The sequence below is a fragment of the Desulfobacter postgatei 2ac9 genome (assembly GCF_000233695.2).
Lineage (GTDB): Bacteria > Desulfobacterota > Desulfobacteria > Desulfobacterales > Desulfobacteraceae > Desulfobacter > Desulfobacter postgatei.
The window spans coordinates 2,380,870-2,403,733 of the sequence record NZ_CM001488.1 but is presented as its reverse complement, the minus strand read 5'-3'; the positions used below and the strand labels follow the sequence as shown (position 1 = coordinate 2,403,733).

Annotated in this window: 23 protein-coding genes, 1 tRNA gene and 1 pseudogene; 11 read left to right on the top strand and 14 right to left on the bottom strand. The window is 46.2% G+C overall.

What is annotated here, in order from left to right; translation table 11 throughout:
• Nucleotides 1–2 precede the first annotated feature (2 nt).
• The gene (gene glmM / locus DESPODRAFT_RS10965) at nucleotides 3–1,340 is read right to left on the bottom strand and encodes a phosphoglucosamine mutase (protein WP_004073525.1); all 1,338 of its coding nucleotides are present in this window, start codon (nucleotides 1,338–1,340) and stop codon (nucleotides 3–5) included.
• Between the two features lie 33 nt (nucleotides 1,341–1,373).
• The gene (locus tag DESPODRAFT_RS10960; protein ID WP_004073523.1) at nucleotides 1,374–2,603 is read right to left on the bottom strand and encodes a hypothetical protein; all 1,230 of its coding nucleotides are present in this window, start codon (nucleotides 2,601–2,603) and stop codon (nucleotides 1,374–1,376) included.
• Between the two features lie 87 nt (nucleotides 2,604–2,690).
• Here DESPODRAFT_RS10960 and DESPODRAFT_RS10955 point away from each other — a divergent pair, with 87 nt between their 5' ends.
• Complete coding sequence (locus DESPODRAFT_RS10955) at nucleotides 2,691–4,325, top strand: phosphoglucose isomerase-related protein (protein ID WP_004073521.1); 1,635 nt, start codon at nucleotides 2,691–2,693, stop codon at nucleotides 4,323–4,325.
• A 58-nt stretch (nucleotides 4,326–4,383) separates the two neighbouring features.
• On the opposite strand, the gene DESPODRAFT_RS10950 is transcribed toward DESPODRAFT_RS10955, so the two are convergent.
• On the bottom strand, nucleotides 4,384–5,397 hold the full coding sequence (locus DESPODRAFT_RS10950) for a 3-oxoacyl-ACP synthase III family protein (RefSeq protein ID WP_004073502.1): 1,014 nt from the start codon (nucleotides 5,395–5,397) through the stop codon (nucleotides 4,384–4,386).
• Nucleotides 5,398–5,665: 268 nt separating this feature from the next.
• Between DESPODRAFT_RS10950 and DESPODRAFT_RS10945 the strand changes: the two genes are divergently transcribed.
• From DESPODRAFT_RS10945 to gcvPB, 7 genes are all read left to right on the top strand, one after another.
• Nucleotides 5,666–6,046, top strand: coding sequence for a response regulator (locus tag DESPODRAFT_RS10945; RefSeq protein ID WP_004073501.1), 381 nt, complete (start codon nucleotides 5,666–5,668; stop codon nucleotides 6,044–6,046).
• 22 nt (nucleotides 6,047–6,068) lie between these two features.
• The gene (locus DESPODRAFT_RS10940; RefSeq protein ID WP_004073500.1) at nucleotides 6,069–7,169 is read left to right on the top strand and encodes a sigma-54 interaction domain-containing protein; all 1,101 of its coding nucleotides are present in this window, start codon (nucleotides 6,069–6,071) and stop codon (nucleotides 7,167–7,169) included.
• Nucleotides 7,170–7,276: 107 nt separating this feature from the next.
• Nucleotides 7,277–7,726 (top strand): Lrp/AsnC family transcriptional regulator, encoded by a 450-nt coding sequence (locus DESPODRAFT_RS10935; RefSeq protein WP_004073498.1) that lies wholly within the window; start codon nucleotides 7,277–7,279, stop codon nucleotides 7,724–7,726.
• Between the two features lie 39 nt (nucleotides 7,727–7,765).
• Complete coding sequence (locus DESPODRAFT_RS10930; protein ID WP_004073496.1) at nucleotides 7,766–9,010, top strand: aminomethyl transferase family protein; 1,245 nt, start codon at nucleotides 7,766–7,768, stop codon at nucleotides 9,008–9,010.
• A gap of 105 nt (nucleotides 9,011–9,115) precedes the next feature.
• On the top strand, nucleotides 9,116–9,514 hold the full coding sequence (gcvH, locus tag DESPODRAFT_RS10925; RefSeq protein WP_004073494.1) for a glycine cleavage system protein GcvH: 399 nt from the start codon (nucleotides 9,116–9,118) through the stop codon (nucleotides 9,512–9,514).
• Nucleotides 9,515–9,519: 5 nt separating this feature from the next.
• The gene (gcvPA, locus tag DESPODRAFT_RS10920; protein WP_004073492.1) at nucleotides 9,520–10,857 is read left to right on the top strand and encodes an aminomethyl-transferring glycine dehydrogenase subunit GcvPA; all 1,338 of its coding nucleotides are present in this window, start codon (nucleotides 9,520–9,522) and stop codon (nucleotides 10,855–10,857) included.
• Nucleotides 10,854–12,308 carry an aminomethyl-transferring glycine dehydrogenase subunit GcvPB gene (gcvPB, locus tag DESPODRAFT_RS10915; RefSeq protein ID WP_004073490.1) on the top strand — a complete coding sequence of 485 codons (1,455 nt, stop codon included), beginning with the start codon at nucleotides 10,854–10,856 and terminating at the stop codon, nucleotides 12,306–12,308. The genes gcvPA and gcvPB overlap by 4 nt, the downstream gene beginning before the upstream one ends.
• Before the next feature lie 155 nt (nucleotides 12,309–12,463).
• Here the strand turns inward: gcvPB and DESPODRAFT_RS10910 are convergent, their stop codons facing one another.
• Nucleotides 12,464–13,174: a rhomboid family intramembrane serine protease gene (locus DESPODRAFT_RS10910; protein ID WP_004073487.1), complete on the bottom strand. Its 711-nt coding sequence runs from the start codon at nucleotides 13,172–13,174 to the stop codon at nucleotides 12,464–12,466.
• A gap of 46 nt (nucleotides 13,175–13,220) precedes the next feature.
• Nucleotides 13,221–13,793 carry a hypothetical protein gene (locus tag DESPODRAFT_RS10905; RefSeq protein WP_004073485.1) on the bottom strand — a complete coding sequence of 191 codons (573 nt, stop codon included), beginning with the start codon at nucleotides 13,791–13,793 and terminating at the stop codon, nucleotides 13,221–13,223.
• Between the two features lie 114 nt (nucleotides 13,794–13,907).
• Here DESPODRAFT_RS10905 and DESPODRAFT_RS10900 point away from each other — a divergent pair, with 114 nt between their 5' ends.
• A complete protein-coding gene (locus DESPODRAFT_RS10900) occupies nucleotides 13,908–14,651 on the top strand; it encodes an NAD-dependent deacylase (RefSeq protein ID WP_004073484.1) in 744 nt (247 codons plus the stop codon).
• 39 nt (nucleotides 14,652–14,690) lie between these two features.
• A complete protein-coding gene (locus DESPODRAFT_RS10895) occupies nucleotides 14,691–15,023 on the top strand; it encodes a histidine triad nucleotide-binding protein (RefSeq protein WP_004073482.1) in 333 nt (110 codons plus the stop codon).
• A 164-nt stretch (nucleotides 15,024–15,187) separates the two neighbouring features.
• Here the strand turns inward: DESPODRAFT_RS10895 and DESPODRAFT_RS10890 are convergent.
• From DESPODRAFT_RS10890 to DESPODRAFT_RS10870, 8 genes and pseudogenes are all read right to left on the bottom strand, one after another.
• Nucleotides 15,188–16,086: pseudogene (locus DESPODRAFT_RS10890) on the bottom strand (ISAzo13 family transposase).
• A 184-nt stretch (nucleotides 16,087–16,270) separates the two neighbouring features.
• Nucleotides 16,271–16,858: an RNA-dependent RNA polymerase family protein gene (locus DESPODRAFT_RS10885; RefSeq protein ID WP_083843624.1), complete on the bottom strand. Its 588-nt coding sequence runs from the start codon at nucleotides 16,856–16,858 to the stop codon at nucleotides 16,271–16,273.
• A gap of 19 nt (nucleotides 16,859–16,877) precedes the next feature.
• Nucleotides 16,878–18,284, bottom strand: a complete 1,407-nt coding sequence (ltrA, locus tag DESPODRAFT_RS10880) for a group II intron reverse transcriptase/maturase (protein ID WP_004072687.1) — start codon at nucleotides 18,282–18,284, stop codon at nucleotides 16,878–16,880.
• 194 nt (nucleotides 18,285–18,478) lie between these two features.
• Nucleotides 18,479–18,622 (bottom strand): hypothetical protein, encoded by a 144-nt coding sequence (locus tag DESPODRAFT_RS20355; RefSeq protein ID WP_172635710.1) that lies wholly within the window; start codon nucleotides 18,620–18,622, stop codon nucleotides 18,479–18,481.
• A 3-nt stretch (nucleotides 18,623–18,625) separates the two neighbouring features.
• The gene (locus tag DESPODRAFT_RS21725) at nucleotides 18,626–18,844 is read right to left on the bottom strand and encodes a reverse transcriptase domain-containing protein (protein ID WP_353740109.1); all 219 of its coding nucleotides are present in this window, start codon (nucleotides 18,842–18,844) and stop codon (nucleotides 18,626–18,628) included.
• Nucleotides 18,757–19,527, bottom strand: a complete 771-nt coding sequence (locus tag DESPODRAFT_RS10875; protein WP_052314695.1) for a reverse transcriptase domain-containing protein — start codon at nucleotides 19,525–19,527, stop codon at nucleotides 18,757–18,759. Before DESPODRAFT_RS10875 ends, DESPODRAFT_RS21725 begins: the two co-directional genes overlap by 88 nt.
• 479 nt (nucleotides 19,528–20,006) lie before the next feature.
• Nucleotides 20,007–20,132, bottom strand: a complete 126-nt coding sequence (locus tag DESPODRAFT_RS21470; protein WP_280985088.1) for a hypothetical protein — start codon at nucleotides 20,130–20,132, stop codon at nucleotides 20,007–20,009.
• Nucleotides 20,133–20,287: 155 nt separating this feature from the next.
• On the bottom strand, nucleotides 20,288–21,694 hold the full coding sequence (locus DESPODRAFT_RS10870) for a hypothetical protein (protein ID WP_004073479.1): 1,407 nt from the start codon (nucleotides 21,692–21,694) through the stop codon (nucleotides 20,288–20,290).
• 633 nt (nucleotides 21,695–22,327) lie between these two features.
• Between DESPODRAFT_RS10870 and DESPODRAFT_RS20045 the strand changes: the two genes are divergently transcribed.
• Nucleotides 22,328–22,483: a hypothetical protein gene (locus DESPODRAFT_RS20045; RefSeq protein WP_004073478.1), complete on the top strand. Its 156-nt coding sequence runs from the start codon at nucleotides 22,328–22,330 to the stop codon at nucleotides 22,481–22,483.
• Between the two features lie 42 nt (nucleotides 22,484–22,525).
• On the opposite strand, the gene DESPODRAFT_RS10865 is transcribed toward DESPODRAFT_RS20045, so the two are convergent.
• A tRNA-Arg gene (locus DESPODRAFT_RS10865) sits at nucleotides 22,526–22,602 on the bottom strand.
• Between the last annotated feature and the right edge of the window lie 262 nt (nucleotides 22,603–22,864).

Sequence of the window (22,864 nt, the reverse complement as noted above, 5' to 3'; positions counted from 1 at the left end):
TGCTATAAACTTTTTTTGATGGTCTGACAGATTTTCTCACAGCATTGACGGGTTAAATTCTCTTCAGGCCCTTCAACCATAACCCTAAGCAAGGGTTGTGTACCGGAATACCGCACAAGTACCCTGCCCTGGCTGCCGAGTTGTGATTCAACTTCTTTAATGGCATCTGCAACAATGGGAACTTTCATAAAATCCGGCCTGGATGCGTCCACCTCAACATTGATCAGGACCTGGGGGTAAACGGTCATAATTTTAGCAAGTTCGGATAACGGTCTTTGGGTTTCAAGCATCACTTCGATGAGCTTTAATGCCGATAATGCACCATCCCCAGTGGTCTGTTCATCCAGAAAAATCATGTGGCCTGAATCTTCCCCGCCCATAACGGCACCGGTCTCTTGCATGCGCTCCAACACTTTTTTGTCACCGACTCCGGTTATTTCGTGCTTAATATCCAATTGTGCCAGTGCGTTGCCAAACCCCACATTACTCATGACCGTACTGACAACGATATTATTGCCAAGTTTTCCGGTTTGTTTGGCAAATTTAGCCAAAACAGCCAGCAAGGTATCTCCGGTTATTTGCCGGCCAGTTTCATCCACGGCAATCAAACGATCGGCATCACCGTCAAAGGCAAGGCCAATATCTGCGTTAACTTTTCTGACATGATCGCTTAAATCTTTTGTATGTTGAGACCCGCATTCCTCATTTATATTTATGCCATTTGGGGTGTTGTGGATAAAATTTACATCAAAAATGTCAGCGGTGAATATTTTGGAAGCACAAAAACTGGCCGCGCCATTGGCCGTATCAATAACCAATTTAAGCTTTCTTTGCTTGTTTTGAAAATTAAATTTTTTTACCAGAAATTGGGCATACCTTTCCTGGGCATCATCGACAGATACAATGGTGCCAATTTTTGAAGGCAAATCTACGGGTGGGCCAAGAATCATTTTTTCAAGGTCGGCCTCCTGCTCATCGGACAATTTTATACCGCCCTTTTGAAAAATTTTGATGCCGTTATCATAATAGGGATTATGGGAGGCGGAGATCATGATGCCGGCCCCACAGGATTCAATGGCACGACTCAAATACGCCACACCGGGGGTGGGAATAACACCGGTGATCATCACATCAACACCGGCGGACGCAATCCCGGCAGTCAGTGCAGATTCAATCATTGGGCCCGAAATCCTGGTATCCCGGCCAATGATTACACATCTGTTGGACGACTTTTGCGTTAAAATGCCTACTGCCTGCCCTGTTTTCATGGCCAGTTCGCATGTCATTGGATAGGCGTTTGCCCTGCCCCGTATACCGTCTGTTCCAAATAACTGTCCCATTAAATGGTTATCCCGCTTTTTAATTTTGTAAAGTTATACGTCCAACCCAAACAGACCAACAATTCGATCTTCAATACCTTTAAGCCATGTTGACCCCATGATCGAAATTGATTCGTCAAGGCCCTGGATAAATCCAACGTAATCCTTTTTGTTATGACTAATATTCGTGTCTATGTGCCGTATAAATTGTTCCCCATCCGGCCCGGGAGTTTTAAGTTCATTTTCAGCCTGATCAAATATTGATGACGCCCGGGACAGTTTTTCCAGAACGATCTCATGGACGGCAACTGCCTGACTGCCCTGCCCTTTTTCCCTTTGGAGTAAAATTTGTTTTGATTGTTTCAGTTTGTCTCCAAATGCATCCAGCCTTTTTATCCGTTCTTGAATACAGAGATCAATATTTTTCTGCAACCCTGAAACAAGTGCCTGGGACATCCAGTCCCAGGTAAAAAGGGGTCGAATAAAACGATACCAGACTTTTAAGGCATACAGCCCTGAAATATAATAGATATTTTCGGTTAAAATCCTGTCGGGCCGGGTGTAGATACCGGGACGCCATTGAACGGAACCACTTCTCATTGTCCCGCCCATGATCAACCGGTCACACCGCAGTTCGCTGTTCCGGATAATGGATCCTGCGGCACTGATGCATCCAAAGGCAATTCTGACCGGCCCCACAAGTCCACCCTGTCCCCCAAGGAACACAGGCCTCTGGTTAAGCATCACGCCCTGGTAGACATTGCCCATCATGGAGGGTGTTGCCTTGTCCTGGTTCGGCGTATAATTAAAGTGAATAAAGGACGATCCCACCTCGGAATGATCCTTTCGACCGGTGCCCCCGGCCATAAGACAATCGCAGAAATTAATCAGGCTGCCGAGGGTGACGAAGGGAAAAAGAATGGTCTGCTTGAGACCCACAGTGTGGGCGGCATTGGCCTGTTCTTCAAGGATACAACCCTTTCGCACATGCCCGCCCGAACCAAAAACATTGTCCCCCATGAATACGGTATCCTGAAAATATCCGCCATGCAGCTTTGTACCCGGACCCATAAGACAGTTTTCAGCCGTCACCGGCGTTTCGTAACCAAGAACGGAGCCCGGCATGATCAGGGTTTGTGCACCGGTGAGTTTGGTGCCGGAAAAAAGCGTTACCCCCTCCGGGGATATGCGCTCAATGTCAACGTCATCACCGATAAATACGGTGGCAGGATTTGGAATGTTCACCCCTTTTTTTAACAGGGCATCAATCTTTTTTATATTCATGGTTCGAAGTTTATTCTATAAATAAAAAACAGGCAAGCAAATCCATCACATCATAATTGAACACCTCAAATGCAAGGAGAAATAAATATGAACCCGGCTGGTTTGCTTTATCCGGATGATCCTTCCATAAAAAAACTTCATGAAAAATTAACAAAAGCGGCCCAGGATTTTAACGCGCCGGATTACCACCTGCAGAAGCTTCTAAGCCGGCCCGGACGATTCTCCGACTTCAGTCTCGATACTGACGGTTTTTTTATGGATTTTTCACGTCAGCGGGTCGATGAAAATGCCTTGTCTTTGCTGCGTGAATCTCAACGTTTGTCCAATGCACTCAAAAAATTTAGTGAAATGACCCAAGCAGAGATCGTAAACCCAACCGAAAACCGTGCTGCGTTGCATACTGCGGCGCGGGGTACCGGACCTTCTCCTCTTTTATACAAGGAGATGGACGTTAAAGCGCAGATGCAACAGGTCAATGAAAAAATAGAACAGTTCTGCGCATCAGTCCATGAAGGCAAAATCTGCTCGGCCTGCGGAAAACCTTTTACCCAGGCAGTTGTCATTGGTATTGGCGGATCATATCTTGGCTGTGAATTTGTCTATCAGGCCCTGGCCGGAGCTGACAGGAAATTGGATCTTTTCTTTCTGCCCAACGTGGATATTGACAATTTTGCCCGGGTCATTGAATCCATTGACAAAGAGACCACCCTTTGGATCGTTATTTCCAAATCGTATACCACCACCGAAACCATGGCCAACCTCAACCAGGTCAGCACATGGCTGAACACCATGGGCATTGCCCCTAAAGATCATATGGTTACCATCACGGCAAAGGGAAGTCCGGGAGACGACCCCGATACACCCGTGCTTGCCTCCTTTTACATGTTTGATTTCATCGGCGGCAGGTATTCGGTTTCATCGGCTGTGGGCGGACTGCCTTTAAGTCTGGCCCTGGGGTATGATGTGTTCAAACGGTTTCTGAACGGCTGCAGTATAATGGATACCCATGTGCTTGAAAGTCCGGAAGAAAAAAACATCCCTTTAACCGCAGCAATGATCTCCATTTGGAACATCCTTTATATGGGATATCCGGCCCAGGCCATTATTCCATATACGTCGAGATTAGCCCGGCTCAGCCCCCATGTCCAGCAGCTTTATATGGAGAGCCTTGGCAAATCGGTTTCTGCAACAGGGCAGCCTTTGACCCAACCGGCCGGCACCATTATCTTCGGGGAGCCCGGCACCAATGCCCAGCATTCCTTTTTCCAGCTGGCCCACCAGGGAAAGGCTTTTCCCATTGATTTTATCGGCGTAAAAATGCCGGGATACACCGGGCTTCAGGCAATATCCAAAGGGGTGACCAATCACCAGGAGCTATGGGCCAATCTTTTAGCCCAGGCCGGTGCACTTGCCCTTGGTCGCAGTTCAGATGATCCGGCCAGAAATTTTGACGGCAACCGCCCCTCAACAATTATTACCATTGATAATCTTGAACCCGAAAGTGTTGGTATGTTGCTCTCTTTTTACGAGGCCAGAACCGTTCTGGAAGGCTTCATTCTCGGTGTAAATCCCTTTGATCAGTTCGGTGTGGAGTTAGGCAAGGTCATGGCCGGGGATATTCGAAAGGAAATGGCCGCAAGAAACCAGGATCCGTCATATACCTTCGCCTGTGCATCACAAACGGATAATTTTTACCTGAATCTTCTGTTTAACAAACGCTGATATTTTAATCAATCCTGTTCAGGGGAAACAAAACATCCCCGGAACAGGATAAAAAAAATCAGGGGAATTTATAAAGGGAGGCCCCCCAGGTCAGACCGGCACCAAGGGCGGCAAAGAGTACAACATCCCCGGAGTTGCCGATACGGCCGGTTTCAATGGCTTCATGGAGCGCCAAAGGAATACTGGCAGCCGTGGTGTTGCCGTATTTTTCAATATTATGAAAAATTTTATCTTCGGGCAGCTTAAGGAATTGGCCAAAGGCCTGGTTAATACGTTTATTGGCCTGGTGGGGCACCACAAGGTCAATATCAGACAAATTCATTCCTGCTTTTTCCAGTACTTCCATGGTCACCTTGGGCAGCATGCGAACAGCTTTTTTAAATATGACAGGTCCGTCCATAACCGGATAATATCGGGGATCATCAATGGGAAGATCATCGGGCAACCGTTTGAAAAGATTGGAAGCAGGCAATTCAGTTTTTAAGGTATCCGCAAAATGCCCGTCCGCATGCAATGCCGAGGCAATCAGTCCCACGTTTTCATCCGTGTCAACCGCTTCGATACATATGGCGGCGGCCCCATCACCGAAAATCACCGTCACGTCCCTGCCCCGGGTGGATTTGTCAAGTCCTGAGGAATGTACTTCCGCACCTACCAAAAGAACCTTGGAGGCAAGTCCGGATTTGATATAGGAATCGGCTGTGGCAAATCCGTACAAAAATCCGGTGCACTGTTGGCGAATATCCAGGGCCGGTGTGGAATCAAGCTCAAGATTTCGCGCTAAAAGACACCCGCCTCCCGGAAACATGATATCCGGACTTAAGGTGGCAAAAATTATAAAATCCAGATCGTTGGGTTGCCAACCCGCTTTATCCAGTGCCATGCGGGCGGCTTGGGTCGCCAAATCCGATGCTCCGCAGGCGTCTTCCTTGGTAATCCAGTGTCGTTGGTGGATGCCGGTACGCTGGCGGATCCATTCATCAGAAGTGTCCATAAATTCGGTCAGATCCTGATTGGTGACAATATGGGGCGGTACAAAAAAACCTGAGCCCCTGATAATTGATTTTTTCATTGAATTTCCTTGTTACTATATCGATACCAACAATTGCAAAACAGTAGAAAGTGTCTATCCGACACCTGAAATTTTGTCAGGCCCAAATTTATAGTATGAATTTTATTTTTAGGCAAGACACTTAAAACAGTCCATTTTTTTGTTTTTTTGCTTTGCTCAGCGAATTGGATATTTTTTTTCACATTTGTATTTTTTTCCCTTGCATATACTAAGAAGATTGAGATATGGACATAAAGAATTATACATTTCTATTTACAAAGAGGCTGATATGTCAAATCCGGATCGACTTCTAATCGTGGACGATAACGAAGATATTTTGTCTACTTTTTATGAATTTTTCAACTCTCTTGGATATGAAGTCAAGACTGCGGCGGACGGATTTGACGCTTTAAAAATTCTCAGAGAGAAACCCGATTATTTCGATTGTCTGATCACTGACCTAGTCATGCCCAACATCAGTGGTGTCGGGTTGATTTCCATTGTAAAAAATGAATTCCATAATATTAAAACCATTGCCATGACTGGGTATGGGGGGCACCCCGGGGCGCTTGCGTCCGAAGCCCGTGCTGATATTGTTATTTTCAAACCTGTTGACCTGTTTAAAATTGAACGCAAGGTTGCCGAACTTATAGGACGTAAAGAAAATTAGGAAAAAGAGAGTGTTATAAAATATGACTTCACCAACCCCGCTGATAGGCGTCTCCACCTCTATGCTGAAAATCAAGGAACTGATCAACCATGTGGCTCAAACCTGTCTGAACATCCTGATTACAGGAGAAACCGGTGTTGGAAAGGAAGTGGTTGCCCAGACTCTGTATGCTGAATCGAATCGGTCTAAAAATAATTTTGTAAAAATAAATTGTGCAGTCCTGCCTGAAACCCTTCTGGAATCAGAACTTTATGGCTATGAAAAGGGCGCTTTTACCGGGGCACACAAAAAACGTTACGGAAAATTTCTAACCGCAGACAAGGGGGTTCTTTTTCTTGACGAAATCGGGGATATGCCCCTCTCCCTTCAATCGAAAATGCTTCATGTGCTTCAAAGCGGGGAGTTCTCTCCTCTTGGATCGGACCAGGATTTTAAAACGGATGTTTGGGTCATCGCGGCAACCAACCAGTGCCTTGAAGAAAAGATAAAAAACAAAACTTTTAGAGAAGATCTTTTTTACCGGCTTAATATTATTAAAATAGACATTCCGCCCCTTCGCGAACGTCCCGAGGATATCCCCGCCCTGGTTGAATATTACTTTAAAAGATACTTGTCACAACACCCGAAAGCCCATGCAGAAAAGCCTGACAGCCAGACCATGGCCCGCCTTTGCAGTTATGACTGGCCCGGTAATGTGCGCCAGTTGCAGAACTGCATAAAAAAACTGATGGTGCTCAATTCCTGGGATAAAATTTTTGAAGAGTTACCTGATGAAGCATCCACGCCTGAAACATTGCCTTCAGAATATACATCCCAGGCGAAATTAGCAGGTTCTGCCACGCATTCGCCTGATTATTTATTTGATAGTGAATCTGGAAACCTGAGGATGAGGAGCATTTCAGAATTTGTAGACCTGTCTACAAGTTCCGAAAAATTGTTTGAAGATATCTCTTTAAAAAAAATAAAGAAACGGGCATCCGACAGAGCGGAAAAGGACGCGATCGTTTTTGTGCTTGAAAAAGTGGGGTGGAACCGATCCAAAGCTGCAAAAATTTTAAAAGTCTCTTATAAAACCCTGTTATATAAAATGAGCGAATTTAATGTGAACCCGCCCGTCAGTTAGACTTTTTTCATTATCCATGCAGCGGCGTACCTAATATTTTCAAGGTCACTTGAGCTCCAAGGCCGGCTGCTCTCAGCGCGGCAGCGTAACCGCCGGGGCCGGCGCCGATGATGGTGAAAATTGATGATACCAATATCAATATTATCAGAGAGCTCAAGGAAGGTAAAAAACCTTTCAAAAAAATAGCCGACAAGTTGGGCGTTACGGAAAATACCGTAAGATCCCGGGTCCTTAAACTTCAGGAAGAAGGCGTACTCGAATTTTGTGGACTTGTGGACCCGGCTAAGCTGCCGGGCCATAGAAGCGTAATTGTGGGAATTAAGCTGTCTGAAACAAACCTGGTGGAAAAAGGAGAAGAGATCAGCCGCCTGAAAGGTGTCATTTCCGTTTCCGTGGTTACAGGACGATATGACCTCATGGTGCTGGTTTTGTTTAAAGAAGGCTTTGATCTGCTTGAATTCTACACCGAGGAAATTTCAAAAATTGATGGGATAGATTCCGTTGAGACGTTTGTGGTTTACAAATCATACAACCTGAAAGTGCCGTACATTTTCTAAAATATAACAGTATATATGTCATCGAAAAGGGATTTTATCATGACCGATAATCTGAGAAAAACACCATTACACGCATGGCACAGGAATGCCGGAGCCAATATGGCTGATTTCGGGGGATTTGACATGCCGCTATGGTATGATACCGGGGTTAAAACCGAGCATCTTGCCGTGCTTATATCCGCGGGTATGTTTGACACATCCCATATGGACTGTATCCGGGTACGGGGAAAAGACACCCCTGCCCTGCTTGATTTCTGCTTTACCAGACATATCAGCGACCTGTCATCGGGTCGGTGTGCTTACGGCGCGTTTTTAGATGCCCAGGGGCACTGCATTGATGATGCCATTGTTTATAGATTCTCTGATGTGAGCTTCATGGTCTGCGTCAATGCAGGCATGGGGGCATCAATTACCCGGCATCTGGTTTTACACAGTGACGAAAAATCCGTGGAAATAAAAGATTTATCAGATCAGCTTGCCAAACTGGATGTCCAGGGGAAAAATGCCTTGAAGATCGTGTCGGGAGTGATCCGGGACAAAGAAAATGTCTTCAACAAAATGCCCTATTTCTCCTTCAAAGGGGAGCTGGAGCCTGAGGCTTCCAATGGGGTAAACCTTGTTGACGGCACCCCTGTCATTGTGTCAAGAACCGGATATACCGGTGAATTTGGCTTTGAGATTTTCATTGCGCCCGATAAAGTTGAAAAACTGTGGTGCAATCTTTTGGATGCCGGTTCCCCCTATGGCCTGATACCCTGCGGCCTGGGTGCCCGGGATTCCTTAAGGGCCGGTGCATGCCTGCCCCTATCCCACCAGGACATTGGGCATTTCCCCTTTATCAATCACCCCTGGGAGTTTGCCCTGCCCTTTAAGGCCGGTACCCGGCGGTTTACCAAGACATTTTTAGGGTCTCAAAGTCTTATGGATCTCAAGCAACAATCCTTTACCTATGCTTTTGTCGGGGACTCTTTAAGAAAGGTGACGGCAGGGGATGCCGCACGGGTTCTCACCGAACAGGGCGAAGATATTGGAAGGGTGTTGACGTGCGCAACGGACATGGGGATCTTTTGGCATGAAGACACAATTATCAGTGTCAACACGCCCAATCTGCCCCCGGATCTCACAATAAAAGGGCTTGCCTGCGGATTTGTCATGGTGAATCAGCCCCTTGATATGGGCACCCGGCTCACCCTTGTCGAAGGCAAACGTAAAATCGCGGTCCGGCTTGTTTCCGACATTCGGCCCGACAGGACAGCAAGGCTTGCAATCAAACATTTTAAATAACAGCCATGGGCCGACCTGACATATCAACTGCCAGGCATAGCCGACAATAAAGCTTGAAAGATCTGAGTAACTTACATAGACTTTAGTATAAAATGAGGAGGCAATATGAAATCCATTGAAGAACTTAGTTTCCCATCAGATGTTAAATACACCGATGATCATGAATGGGCAAAGGTTGAAGGCGATTTGGTCCGTGTGGGCATTTCTGACTATGCCCAGGATCAGCTTGGCGAAATTGTTTTTGTGGAAATGCCGGAAATTGGTGACACCTTTGCCCAGGGAAACGAATTTGGCAGTGTGGAGTCCGTTAAAGCGGTATCTGAAATTTTTCTTCCCATTGCAGGTGAAATCGTTGAGGTAAATTCAGAACTTGAAGATGCGCCGGAGCTTGTCAACACCGACTGCTACAACAAGGGCTGGCTTGTCAAAATTAAACCCGACGATCTGTCCGAAATGGACAAGCTTAAAGACCAGGCCGCATACCTTGAAATGCTGAAAGGATAAATGCCATGCGTTATCTGCCGCATACCAGACAGGATATCGATCAGATGCTGGCTGTAACCGGCCACGCCGATCTGAATCAGCTATTTGAAACCATCCCCGATTCTGCCAAAACAAAGACCGGGTTAAACCTGCCGGACGCGTTAAGCGAATGGGATTTAAATGCCGAAATGGAAGAACTGGCCTCACAAAATGCGGCATGCAGATCATATACATGCCTGATGGGAGCCGGTTCCTACGACCACCACATTCCTGCCATTGTGCCCTACCTTGTTTCCAGGTCCGAATTTATGACGGCCTACACCCCTTACCAGCCCGAAGTAAGCCAGGGCACTTTGCAGGGTATCTATGAATTTCAAACCATGGTTACAGCGCTTTTAGGTATGGATATTGCCACGGCATCCCATTACGATGGCGGTACAGCCCTGGCAGAATGCGCGCTTATTGCCCTTCGTAAATCAAAAAACGCAAATAAAATCGCGGTATCAAATCTTATTCATCCCTCCCATCGCCACATCATGAAGACCTATCTGGGGCCATCCGGATATGAAATGGTTGACATACCGGCAGATAAAAACGGCCTGACGGATCTGGCTGCATTTAAATCCATGGATGACATTGCAGGGGTGGCGGTTCAGTCCCCTAACTTTTTTGGAAACATTGAAGATCTTGGCAGTTTTAAGGCCTGTGCCGATGAAAAAAACTGCCTGTTGATCACCTCATTCACCGAAGCGTTGGCCCATGGGCTGCTGAAAAGTCCCGGGCACTTTGGCGCCGATCTTGTTGCCGGAGAAGGTCAAAGCCTTGGCATGACCAAGAGTTTTGGCGGTCCGGGACTTGGCATTTTAGCCGGCGCACAGTCAATGATGAGAAATCTTCCCGGTCGGTTTGTGGGAAAAACCGTCGATTCCAAGGGCCGCAGGGGGTATGTACTGACCCTGGCCACCAGGGAGCAGCATATCCGCAGGGAAAAAGCCTCTTCCAATATCTGCTCAAATAACGGACTCAACGCCATGACCGCCGCCATATATATGGCTGCGGCCGGAAAAAACGGAATCAGGGAAATTGCCCGGCTTAATCACGACAAGGCTGTTTACCTGAAAAACATGCTTGTGGGAGCCGGACTTCAGTCAGTTTACAGCGGTGCTTTTTTCAATGAGTTTGTCCTTAAAGCCCCTGCCGGATTTGCGGACAAACGCAGGGAGATTGCCGAAAAATACAATTTGTTTGCAGGGGTCCCCCTTGAACCCTTTTACCCGGACATGGCGGACCATTATCTTTTCTGCGCCACGGAAACCGTGTCCAGACAGGCCATGGACCTTTTGGCAAAGGAGGTACAATCATGACACAGCCAGGCACAACCGGCCTTATATTTAACGAACCTGAACTGTGGGAAAAAAGCCGGGAAGGCAGATGCGGCATCTCCATGCCAAGAAGTGATGTACCGAGAACTGATCTTGATCCGGCACTTACCGGTGATGCACCGGAACTTCCGCAACTTTCCGAACTTGATGTGGTCCGCCATTTTGTACGGTTGTCCCAATGGAATTTTAGTATAGATTCCGGCATGTACCCTCTGGGGTCCTGCACCATGAAATACAACCCCAAAACCAATGAGGTCCAGGCAGCACGCAAAGGCTTTGCCGCAGCCCATCCCCTGGCCGGGGATCAATTTTCCCAGGGGGCGTTAAAGCTGATGTATGAGTTGGAGCAACTGCTCGGAGAGATCACGGGGTTTCCCGCCGTCACGCTGCAGCCGGCGGCCGGGGCCCATGGGGAGTTCACCGGCATGCTCATGATCCATGCCTGGCACGCCAAACAGGGAAGGCAACGTTCAAAAATTCTCGTCCCGGATACGGCCCATGGCACGAATCCGGCGTCTGCAACTCTTTGCGGATATAAATCCGTGAATATCAAATCAGGGCCCAAAGGAGTCCTGGAACCTGCTACGGTTGCCGAGGCCATGGACGAAGATACCGCCGGCATCATGATTACCAATCCCAACACCCTGGGTCTGTTTGAAGACAACATCAAGGAGGTCTGTGATATCGTCCATGCCAAGGGCGGCCTTGTCTATGGCGATGGTGCCAACATGAATGCCGTCATGGGAATCATCAAACCCGGCGAACTTGGCATTGATGTGCTCCATTTAAATCTTCACAAAACCTTTTCCACCCCCCATGGCGGTGGCGGACCCGGTTCCGGACCGGTGGCCGTGGTTAAAGCTCTGATTCCCTTCCTTCCCGTGCCAAGAGTTCAAAAGGAAAACGATACCTATTCCTTTATTACAAATTGTCCCGACAGCATCGGTCGGATGCACACCTTTTATGGCCATTTCGGCATCATGGTCAGGGCCTTTGCCTATATTCTGTCCATGGGTGGCGACGGCCTGAAGCGTGCTTCCCAGCTTGCCGTACTCAATGCCAATTACATTAAGGAAAGCCTTAAAACCACCCTGGATCTGCCCTATGACAGGCCCTGCATGCACGAATGTGTGTTTACCGACAAAAGCGTTCAGGAACACCATATCAGCACCATGGATATGGCCAAACGTCTTTTGGATTACGGATTTCATCCTCCCACAGTATATTTCCCCCTGGTGGTGGATGCCGCCTTTATGGTGGAGCCCACTGAAACCGAATCCAAAGATGACATTGACCAGTTCATTGAGGCGGTAAAAGCCATTGTTAAAGAGGCGGCTTCAAACCCGGAGAAACTGAAATCAGCACCCCATCTTCCTAAGGTAACACGGCTGGACGAGGTGACTGCAGCACGCAAACCCTGTCTTAAAGGATAGAGCTGTGGAGAGATATCTCAAATATGCGTCCATTGGCCTGCCTTGATGGCGACTTAAAATCCGCCGCATCTGTGGCGGATTTAATTTTGACCATGCGCCTAAAACGCTAATTGCAAGAAACTTGAAGCAAAAGGGCAAAGCGCCTTTGGCGCTCGTTATTTCAGAATGAGTTCAAAGCCTTGGAAAACTGACCGAAAGAGAAGAAAACAGGTAAACACGGACATGCCTGTGCAAATAAGGATGTCTATTTTTCCGGATCTGCGGCACTCCTCATACCCAAATAGGAACGCCAGGATAAAGCCTGCGGCAAACCCGCCGCCATGGCCCCAGTTGTTAATGTTCGGCAGGATCAGTCCAATCAGCACCAGGCTGAAAATCCAGGACTTGGTCTGATCAAATACCATTTTTCCCCAGATGCCGCCCCGGGACCAGCCAAAATAAAACAGGGCACCGATCAACCCGCAAAGACCGGCAGAGGCCCCAATGGTCAAAGGCACACCGCCCACGCAGGAGAGGAAAAAACCGCCGGCACCGGAGAGGATATAGATGGACAGCATCCGGTAGACCCCGAATTCCTTTGCCGTGAGCGGAGCAAGGGTGCGAAGCGCCATCATGTTGAAAAGGATGTGCAACAGGCTGCCGTGCAGCCAGTTTGCGGTGAAAATACTGCTCCAGTCATGAGAATAAGCCAGGGGCACGGTCCCGGAAGCACCAAGGAAAATCAGGGCATCAGTGGACGGTGCCAGGGCTGTTAAGGGATTCAGGGTGAAGTGAAGTCCCCGGGAGAACAGCAGGGACAGGGCATACATGATCACATTGACCCAGATCACGGCCTGTATCGTAAATTTTGTCCGATCATCAATCATAGCGAAAAAAGATGCCTGTTTTTAGAGCCTGTTAGGTAATTATGGATCAATGAATGGTGATCTCTTCTATTTTTACGGCAGCCAAATACTCTTTGACCGCCGCCAGGGTCAGGGCAAACATTTTGGTTCCGGCAAGGATGGCCATGGGATCATCCGGGACGCCGCAGGCATTGGCAAACACAGGTCCCATGACACCGCTGGGATCAGCGCCCTTGGTCTGTTTTTCCTTCATCTGCTGTACAAACGTATCCAGTCGTTCCTTGAGTATGCCGAAATAATCGACCCGGGTGCCTGTGGTGGTTTCGGTCAGGGTTGACACATTGTTGGCAATCTCCCGGATCTGTTCCCAAAATGTCTGGGTCAAAGGCGTCTTATTGATATCTGTTGCCGGCATGAAAAAGGCAAGCCCCCACCCCACACTAAGAATTTTAAGAATGGCCAGTTCATATTCCAGGCGGTTCATGTCTATGGGATGCCCTTCGGGGATCGTTCCTAAAAGCGATTTTATGTCAGCCCTGTCAATGGCAAAGGCTGAAAGGTTTTCGGCCACCTGGTCCACGGTAAGGGTGGCTGCGGGATTATGCTGTTTTGCCGGAAATCGTCCATTGTCTGCATTCATCTGTGTTTTGATTTACCTTTACGCCATATCAAAATTTAGTTATCTTTAGTCCTTAAACTAAATAAAATAACAATCCCCTGGTCAAGTGTAAACCCCGGAAGGTAATGATATGCCATGAATATTTATCAAGAAGCCGCCAAACAAATTATTGATGCCCGCTATTGTGTGGCCTTTACCGGGGCCGGGATTTCCGTTGAAAGCGGCATTCCGCCGTTTAGGGGCAGAAACGGGCTGTGGAATAAATATGATCCCAAAACCTTTGAAATTGATTATTTTCTCCAGGACTCGGCCAAGGCGTGGATGATCCTCAGGGATATTTTCTATGACCTGTTCGGCCAGGTCCTGCCCAACACCGCCCACTATGCCCTGGCGGAGATGGAGCAGCGGGGCCTGTTAAAATCAGTCATCACTCAAAATATCGACAACCTGCACAAGGATGCCGGCAACAAAGAAGTTTACGAATTCCACGGGTCGTTAAAACAGATCGTCTGCCTGAACTGCGGACAAAAAGTGAATGTGGCCCGGGTGGACATGAATCGTCTGCCCCCCACCTGCTTGACTTGCGGTGGTCTGATGAAGCCGGATGTGGTGTTTTTCGGGGAGGCCATTCCCGAATATGCGGCGTCCAAGTCTTTTGAGGCGTCGCAGAAAGCGGACTGCATGATACTTATCGGCACCACAGGCACGGTGGCACCTGCCAATATAATCCCCCCCAGGGCCAAGGACGGCGGCACCACCATCATAGAGATCAACCCGGAACCGTCGGAATATACCAACTGGATAACGGATATATTCATCCAGGAGAACGCCACAACAGCCATGGAAAATCTCATGGAAGCCATTAATGGGCTTTCCTGACGCCTGTTTGGATTAAAAATATTGTATTGGAGAAAAAACATGCCTGACGATTGTCTTTTCTGTAAAATTGTAAACCATGAACTTCCCAGCGACATGCTCTATGAGGACGGCGACTATGTGGTGTTCAGGGATATCCACCCCAAGGCCCCCGTCCACCTGCTGATCGTGCCCAAAACCCATATCCGCAGCGTTAACGACATTCAACCTGCGCATACTGAACTCGTTGGAGGACTTTTCACCCTGGCCGCAAAGATGGCCCAAAAAGAGGGGATAAACAAATCCGGGTATAAGCTGCTCTTTAATGTGGAAAAAGGCGGGGGCCAGGAGATCTTCCACCTGCATCTTCATCTGTTTGGCGGCTGGAAAAAATAAGCAGGGTTTTCTGATTAGATAAATCAAAACTCCAGAGTGGAAGGGATAGTTAGATCAAAAAATTAGGTTAATTTTTTTCATGAAAGTGAAAGGCGGCATGCTATGGCAATCAAAACCCGTCAAAACAGGTATAACATTGTTAGGAATGCGGATTTAATAACATCCTAAATGCTAATTGCCGTAGGAAGAGCAACATAGTTCCATTGCGGTAAATATTCATCAAACTGAATTCTCATATTTTTTTTAAAATCGTCCGCTACTTTACGACCAGTTTTAAAATTTTTATCAAGGATAGACGTAAAAACCTTCAACCCCGTAGATGTTTTTGTTTTTGCTACGAAATCATTAACGATTTCGATACTCTTAAAAATAACACCTTTACATGCCCTTGTGATATGCGGGAACAATTGATGTTCAATGGGGTTATACTTTGATGTGTACGGTGGAAAATGAGCAATACGAATTTTGATTTTTAATTCATCCGACAATTTTTGCAAATCTTCTTTGAAAATATAATAACGAACATTATTGCTTCCCCCACAATCACAAAGTAACAATAACGAATTAGATCCGGAATAATCATATTTTCCGTAAGTTAACCACCACCGCCGAATACACTCGCAGGCAAATTCAGAAGTATCATGGCTTGTGGTCAAAGTGACATAACCAATATTCCGATAGATGTCATATAGTCCATGAGGGGCCACTTTGCCGTCTGAATTTGAGACAAAATCGTGATCATTTACACGAATAGGTTCTTGTGTATAAAGCTTTCCTGAACGAAAAAAATTCCCAATCAATTCTTTTTTTTTACATCCATACTTAACACGGGATGGCCCTCTTCATGATATTTTTGATTAAGTCGCTGAATATTTTTAAATTGTTCATCTCGTTGGGGAATGTTTTTTTTGCCTGCCTCTGATTTAAATGCTTGGCGGGAATGGAAATGATGCTTTTCCAGTAATTGATCAACCACGGTAACACTCACTGGAAAATTGTGTTCTTTAAGTTTTTCAGCGATGGCAGGACGAGATAGATTGGTCCATTTTATAGTCTCATCCATTGGAGAACCAGCGGTATGGTTTTTTATTACTTCCGGGTAGAAGCATCGGTTACCCGATGCCTCCCCCACAGATCCGTACGTGCGGAACTCCCGCATACGGTTCCTCAGCTTCAGCTCTTTTTACCAAGCTGAAGATCAAACGGGTTTCCCCGTTTGGCGCATAACTGTGCTATCCTATCGACATTCAGAAACTATGGATTATTCTTGGCTTGGGTAGTGGATATTTTGCAGCCAGCTCTTGAAATTTCACTTTTCCTTTGTGACATCTTCTGCTCAGCCAGAACCTCCAGGCCTTTGTAACATAGTAATGTGCTTTTGAGAGCGCTTTATAGTTACAAATCACTCCAAAGTATTGATAATACCCTCTGAGTTTACTGCACAGAGAATCATGCTGTTCCTGTATAGGTTTATGCCTGTTTACTTTGCACCACTCCCATACTCTTTTATTGAATCGGCTGAGCCTTTTCTGAACTGTCTTTTTCTTAATCACCCAGTAGTTCTGTCGTGATTTGCCCCAGTAAAAGGTAAACCCAAGAAAATCAAAGGTCCCAGGCTTGTTTCCCTTACAGCTTTTAGCTGTTGGTCGGCCGAAACGTATCAGTTTAGTCTTATCCGGATGTAATTCAAGGCCAAAACGGTTAAACCGCTTTCTCATTGCCGTCATGGTTTTAACTGCATCTGTTTCCAGCTCGAAACCGGCTATAAGTCGAGTAGCCCGAGGGAACCACCCCCTCAGGCCCTCACAGAACCGGACGTGAACGTCTCCGCTCATCCGGCTCCTATTGACCAGCCTATGCATAGAGTAGTCTCCAATGGGCAAACAAATTTGGCTGTCTTCGTGCAATTCGAGCCAGCCACTGACTTGCCCTTCGTCGATGTCCCCTAAAACGTTTGTATTTCCTTGTTGCCCAAATCACCAACCGGCGATCCAGGCACCTTAAGGCCGGGTAGAGTGCAGATTTATAAAACCTGCCATAGTAGTTAATCCAACCTTGAATGACAGGATTGAACATGTGGGCTAAATCTTCCAGGCTCTTGTCACTGCGCCTGGGCCAATTCCACTTTCGTGAGGTTTGCCGAATTGCTTTTGCTGCTTTATTGCTGACAGCAGGAGAAAAATTAATGAAGAATTTTCCCCATCGGTTCTTTGATTTCCGAGCACGAAATGTATAACCCAGAAAATCAAAACTTGTCAGGGCATAATCCTTTTGCCGGTCTGTATCCTTGCAGTAGACTATTTTCGTCTTCTCCGGATGTAATTCCAGTCCCACATTCTCCATTCGCTCATTCAGCTTTCTAAGCAAATATTCAGCCTGGGCAAGGCTTTTACAATGGCACACTGCATCATCCGCATAACGCTCAAACGGTGTGGCCGGGCACTGCCTTTCCATCCAGTTGTCAAATGCATAATGCAAAAAGAGATTGGCCAGCAAGGGACTGATAACACCTCCTTGCGGGGTTCCCTTCTTTGGATGGAATAGTGTGTGGTCTGTCATCATCACAGGGGCTTTCAGCCACCGTTCTATATACAGAAGCACCCATCTGTCATCCGTGTGATACCGAACTGCTTTCATCAAAAGATCATGGTCAATATTATCGAAAAATCCTTTAATATCAAGATCCAATACCCAGTCATATTTCCAGCAATTCTCCCGGGCTTTCCCAACTGCATCCAAAGCAGATTTCTCCGGTCGATAGCCATACGAATCCGGATGAAAATGTTTTTCCAATTCCGGCTCCAATTGCTGTTTGACTATCTGCTGAGCGATTCTGTCCGACACTGTCGGTATTCCCAACGGCCTCATTCGACCGTCTCCCTTGGGTATTTCCACCCTCATTACCGGAGGAGGGAAATAACTGCCGGAGGACATCCGATTCCAGAGCTTGTAAAGATTGTCCTTTAAGTTAGACTCAAACTCTTCGATTGACTGTCCGTCTACACCGGCAGCCCCTTTGTTGGCTTTAACCCGTTCATATGCCTCCATAACCTCAAGTTTAGGAATACAAAACGGCTTTGCTTGGTTCAATCCAATCCTCCTGTTTCCAGTTGTTTTCTTTACTTCAAGCTGGTCAATGCTTCCCCTTCGCTCCAATTCCATTACAGAATCTTCATCACTACTACGGGTCGCTCCGCCCCTGTGCCCTGCATCGGTACTCTCATACTTACGGGTCCTCCGCTTGTATTTCTCCCTTAGCATCAGGGCGACAGGTTCCCACGTTCCACACAAAAGCCTGTCCCAAGTTCACGCCACCTTTATGCCGGAGGCCGCCCGGCCAGTAAACAGGTAACCGCCGAACTTATCCCGGGTTAACGACTACCCCCCGGTTTTGACCTCATCCCTACGCTTTCGACACTTCAATAGTGATTCACTTGCGTTCGTCTCCTTGGAACCTACCTGACAAGATCTTGTCCTGCCTTTTCCGTAACGCTCACCACCCCGGCTCTTAACCGGCGCAGCTTACGGTGGTTTGAAGCCTCCACCTGCATGGCGGCTTCGAGGGGCCTTCCCTCATCTTTTGTGCAGCATGGCTGCACTGTTTATTGCAACAGTGTCTGCCTTCGTGGCACACAATCATCAGCAAACCTGATAATAAAACTTCGACCTTTCATTCTTGGCTGGACTTCCTTAACAAACCAGTCGTCCAGCACGTTGTGAAGAAAGATGTTGCTCAGTACGGGAGATATGACCCCGCCTTGTGGCGTGCCGGATTCTGAATGGTAGTATTTTCTTCTTCCATTACACCTGCTTTCAACCACTTTCCCAATAGCCGGATGATTCCACCATCATTGACCCGTTGCTTTATGAATTCCCTTAGATGGCCGTGGTCAATGTTATCAAATAATCCTGTAATATCTGCACTCACAATCCAGTTGCTGTTACACTCTATGCAACTTTCCCGCAGCTGCTTTATTGCCATGTGCTGGCTGTGTCCGGCTCGAAAGCCATGAGAAAAGTCATAGAAATTTGGCTCGTATATAGCGCTCAGTATCATCTCTACAGCTTTTTGGACAATCTTATCCTCAAATGCCGGTATACCGATTGGACGCATTTTGCCGTTGTCTTTCTCTATCCATATTCTTTTCACTGGTGTTGCAACGTACTGACCTCTGCTCAGTCGCTGATGTAGATTATAGAGGTTTTTATCAAGCTCAACCGCATATTCTGAGGCTGATACTTCATCAACACCGATGGACTTGCCTTTCTTAATCCTTCGGTGGGCTTCATGCAGTAATGGCAGGTTTATTCTGTGTGCCACTGCTGTGAATACCATTTCTGGATTCTCTCTTGCCATACCGGCAATCTTTTGCAAAGATGCTTCCCCAACAAGCACCGGAGGTTTATCCTCGTCTGCTAAACGGTTCTGGTTGTTGTGAGTGGTCTGTTCCACACTTTTACGGTTCTGTTCTGATGTGGTTTGTGACCTCTGTGTGTCTTCCATAGTTCTTCACCTTAAAACGTTATGCCCGGTTTCACCTTCCCTGCAGTGGGTCGCTTGGACATCACTTCCCCACCTTACCAATCAACGGATTTCCGTTGATTAACGGTACTATGTTCCACTAAGACTGCCTAAAGTCCATCTCAGGTTTGTTTGCTATTCGCTCTCCTCGCCTGATACCTTGTGTGTTCCCCTTATTTGTAGCTCCGGAATACATTCCAAATATGCATTCCAGACTTGCTCAGAAGAGGAAAACGATCGTCCTGAACACCGGGAGTTTTTTCTTTTTGGTACGGATCTCCTGGAACCGTCAATAATACAAGGAAACTTTGGGCTCTCTCAAGTTCCCGAGCCACCCCTTTGAATACATGCCCTGGTCTCAGACTACGGTGGTGTCCTCTATTCTGGCCTGAACGTATAGAGAACTGCTGCCTTCCGTTTTATCGAGAACGTCGGCTTTCATCACCACGCTTGGTGGGAATTTATCCAATGACCACAATAATACTTTTTTCGGAGCTCAATACAGGGCCTGCATCCTCACTCATGCCCGGCTTAGGATTCCCGTCTCCGGGTTTACCCTCGGGCATTGCTACTGAACTGCTGGCCATGCTTTATTCAGATGGGACTCTCACCCATTGGGTAACAATAGCAAATTTCCTGGCTTTACTTCCTCCTTTCCCAATGCTTCGGGCTTGCTTGACGCAACGATGATCCAGTTTTTAAAAATTGACATGGAACGTATCTACCAGTTATTATCCCCATGTTAACAGAATGCTTTATATTTTAATGATGGGGAGGATTGATAATTTCCCCAAGGTTTTAGATTCATGTGTTTTTTGGAATCATTTGACTTTACAAAATGCTCTTTTAAAAATACCGAGATCTGCTTGAAATGGGATTCTGGGTCATCACTGTGAATGATTTGTTCGACAAAGGATAAGATGCTGTCAACTTTGACGACATCACATAGGCTGCCAACAGTTTTTGCGGGCAGTTTGTTATTTATCGAGGCCACTTGGTCCGGATGAAGGAGGAGACAATGATCAACCAACAGGCTCAGGGTCAAACTTCTGTAAGACCCATCTTTACCAGGTTGTTTGGTCAAATTTCCCCACCCTTCATTACCCTTGTGGTCTTGAATAAAAACCTCTACTAACCATCTGAGTGTAAAAGCATCTATTATATCAGCATATCGCCAGGTCAGGTCCGAAGCGACAAGGTACCGATAGTCCTCTTCTCCAGTGTATTTTATTGCAATGACAAATCGTTTTTTTCTATGGGCACACACATGTATTCTGGCACTTTTAATAAGTACAACAACCCCTTTGCCTCCGCGTATATGTATGGTTTTTTGAATCGGTTGAATATTTTCAAAATATTTTTCCACTGATTTTTTACTGTTTTTGAATGAAATATTTTGATTGTACCTTATTTGACTAATGACTTGAGCGCTTCCTGCAATTTTTGAAGCTTCATCCATGAACTCAGCATTACCATACAAGGCATCTGCAACAATTGCTTCTATTTTTATTTCAGGGTGTTGCTGTACAAAGGTTTTTAAAAGAGCTATAGAAATACTTGAAATAGTTGGATATTCATCTGATCGCACCGGCTTTTTCGAGCGTTTTGATTTTGGTACTCCAGCCTTTTTTAACCTTTTATCCTCCTTGACCCATTCGCTGATTTTTGGATCAGGAACATGAAAGGCGTAGCCTATTGGAATGGTTATTTTCGGTGTTACCAATACCAAAAATACCAAACTTTGCCCCATGCAAAAACCGCCTGTTGATTTGTCTTTTATTTTGTTGACGCCAAAAATTTTTGTTGTGCATTTACTGCGCTTTTTATCGGAATCATCAATACTGACAACGCCTTTGGTGATACCATATACTTTGAAAATAATTTTGAGACTGAAGTGGAACAGATGCTCCCAAGCAATTTTAGAATGGCGAAACATCCAGGAAAGTGCTGTTTTTTTATACCGTCCTATGCTGATACGGGAAAAAGCAGTCCAATTGATGCTGTTGGTTAAAATGATTCCAGTGATGCAGAAACCCAGCCAGAATTTTTGTGATTTACTTAAGGTCATCCCAGGGGAAGACTCTGTTAACTCAGTATTCAGTGACTCGGTATAATTTTCAACAAACGGCAACAGCTTCTCTATTAACACATCCGCCTCATTTATTATTTGCAGAAATGAAGCATATATCGCAATGGAACCCTTGTATTCAAGTAAAACTTATTTTATTCTGCTCAGTGGAGGCTGGCCAACCGATGGGTGAGATATCAGCTGGAATAGTTGGTATTATACCATCGACTTGACCAGCCTTTACATTTCCCAATATTGTGACATTGTCTAATCCCAAAAAACTGGATCATCGAGTATTACTTCTAAAAATGCATCATCCAATCCTTGAGTCGTTGCCAAGAGTGATTTGCGTCCTCCACCTATCTTCCGAATGCGTTGGGCTTCACCGGATATACTCGCCCCCAACTCCCTGTTGCCCCCGACGAACTGGTGCGATCATCACAACCGAAAAGCCTACGCATATAGCTCGCACCGCCATGTCCTAATTTTGAGGTTTCAATGGCAGCATAACAACGCCGATCTTTTTCTGATAGGCTATTATAAAAATCACGCATTTGCGCTTCTATCTCTGGAGAGTAAGTTTGTATCGTCATAATCGAATATGAATACTGAATTTATAGTCTGTCCACAACCACTATCTGTATATTTTTTAAACATTCCAAAAATTTGAAGTGCTGTTTTTTTGCATAACTACTAAGACAGTAGAGGAGATGCATGAGATCATATTCGGAAATTATTAAATCCTTGGTCCTTAATGATTCTGATTTGAAGATGGCAACGGCAAAACAGGAAAAATACCTGGATAATCAGACGGGCACAAATCCGGGCACAATCGCCCAATTTGGAAACAAAAAAGGCACCCTTGGATGATCAAGGATGCCTCTGAAAGCCTTATGGCTGTTGGCTTTTAAATGGCGCGCCCGAGACGATTCGAACGTCCGGCCTACGGATTAGAAGTCCGTTGCTCTATCCAGCTGAGCTACGGGCGCAACAGGAGAAGTTTCTAACAGATCTATATGGTTTTGGCAAGATAAAAAATTGGCTAAAAACCTATTTTTTTGCAACTCCTAAAGAGTATTTCGAGTACATAATTCATAAAAAGGAGACTGTATGCAATATTTTTCTGTGATGCTAAAATATTATTGTGCTACAAATCTTTTAAAGGCTTGATTCTATGCCGAAATGCTGTTAAATTTCCACCCTTAATTTTTACTATTTCAATGCCTTGTGCATGAATCGGGCAGGTTGAAG

Coding starts and splice junctions, on each gene's coding strand:
- glmM (WP_004073525.1), bottom strand. CDS start 1,340: ATGGGACAGTTATTTGGAACAGACGGTATACGGGGCAGGGCAAACGCC.
- DESPODRAFT_RS10960 (WP_004073523.1), bottom strand. CDS start 2,603: ATGAATATAAAAAAGATTGATGCCCTGTTAAAAAAAGGGGTGAACATT.
- DESPODRAFT_RS10955 (WP_004073521.1), top strand. CDS start 2,691: ATGAACCCGGCTGGTTTGCTTTATCCGGATGATCCTTCCATAAAAAAA.
- DESPODRAFT_RS10950 (WP_004073502.1), bottom strand. CDS start 5,397: ATGAAAAAATCAATTATCAGGGGCTCAGGTTTTTTTGTACCGCCCCAT.
- DESPODRAFT_RS10945 (WP_004073501.1), top strand. CDS start 5,666: ATGTCAAATCCGGATCGACTTCTAATCGTGGACGATAACGAAGATATT.
- DESPODRAFT_RS10940 (WP_004073500.1), top strand. CDS start 6,069: ATGACTTCACCAACCCCGCTGATAGGCGTCTCCACCTCTATGCTGAAA.
- DESPODRAFT_RS10935 (WP_004073498.1), top strand. CDS start 7,277: ATGATGGTGAAAATTGATGATACCAATATCAATATTATCAGAGAGCTC.
- DESPODRAFT_RS10930 (WP_004073496.1), top strand. CDS start 7,766: ATGACCGATAATCTGAGAAAAACACCATTACACGCATGGCACAGGAAT.
- gcvH (WP_004073494.1), top strand. CDS start 9,116: ATGAAATCCATTGAAGAACTTAGTTTCCCATCAGATGTTAAATACACC.
- gcvPA (WP_004073492.1), top strand. CDS start 9,520: ATGCGTTATCTGCCGCATACCAGACAGGATATCGATCAGATGCTGGCT.
- gcvPB (WP_004073490.1), top strand. CDS start 10,854: ATGACACAGCCAGGCACAACCGGCCTTATATTTAACGAACCTGAACTG.
- DESPODRAFT_RS10910 (WP_004073487.1), bottom strand. CDS start 13,174: ATGATTGATGATCGGACAAAATTTACGATACAGGCCGTGATCTGGGTC.
- DESPODRAFT_RS10905 (WP_004073485.1), bottom strand. CDS start 13,793: ATGAATGCAGACAATGGACGATTTCCGGCAAAACAGCATAATCCCGCA.
- DESPODRAFT_RS10900 (WP_004073484.1), top strand. CDS start 13,908: ATGAATATTTATCAAGAAGCCGCCAAACAAATTATTGATGCCCGCTAT.
- DESPODRAFT_RS10895 (WP_004073482.1), top strand. CDS start 14,691: ATGCCTGACGATTGTCTTTTCTGTAAAATTGTAAACCATGAACTTCCC.
- DESPODRAFT_RS10885 (WP_083843624.1), bottom strand. CDS start 16,858: ATGAGCGGAGACGTTCACGTCCGGTTCTGTGAGGGCCTGAGGGGGTGG.
- ltrA (WP_004072687.1), bottom strand. CDS start 18,284: ATGCTAAGGGAGAAATACAAGCGGAGGACCCGTAAGTATGAGAGTACC.
- DESPODRAFT_RS10875 (WP_052314695.1), bottom strand. CDS start 19,527: ATGGAAGACACACAGAGGTCACAAACCACATCAGAACAGAACCGTAAA.
- DESPODRAFT_RS21470 (WP_280985088.1), bottom strand. CDS start 20,132: ATGGCCAGCAGTTCAGTAGCAATGCCCGAGGGTAAACCCGGAGACGGG.
- DESPODRAFT_RS20045 (WP_004073478.1), top strand. CDS start 22,328: ATGAGATCATATTCGGAAATTATTAAATCCTTGGTCCTTAATGATTCT.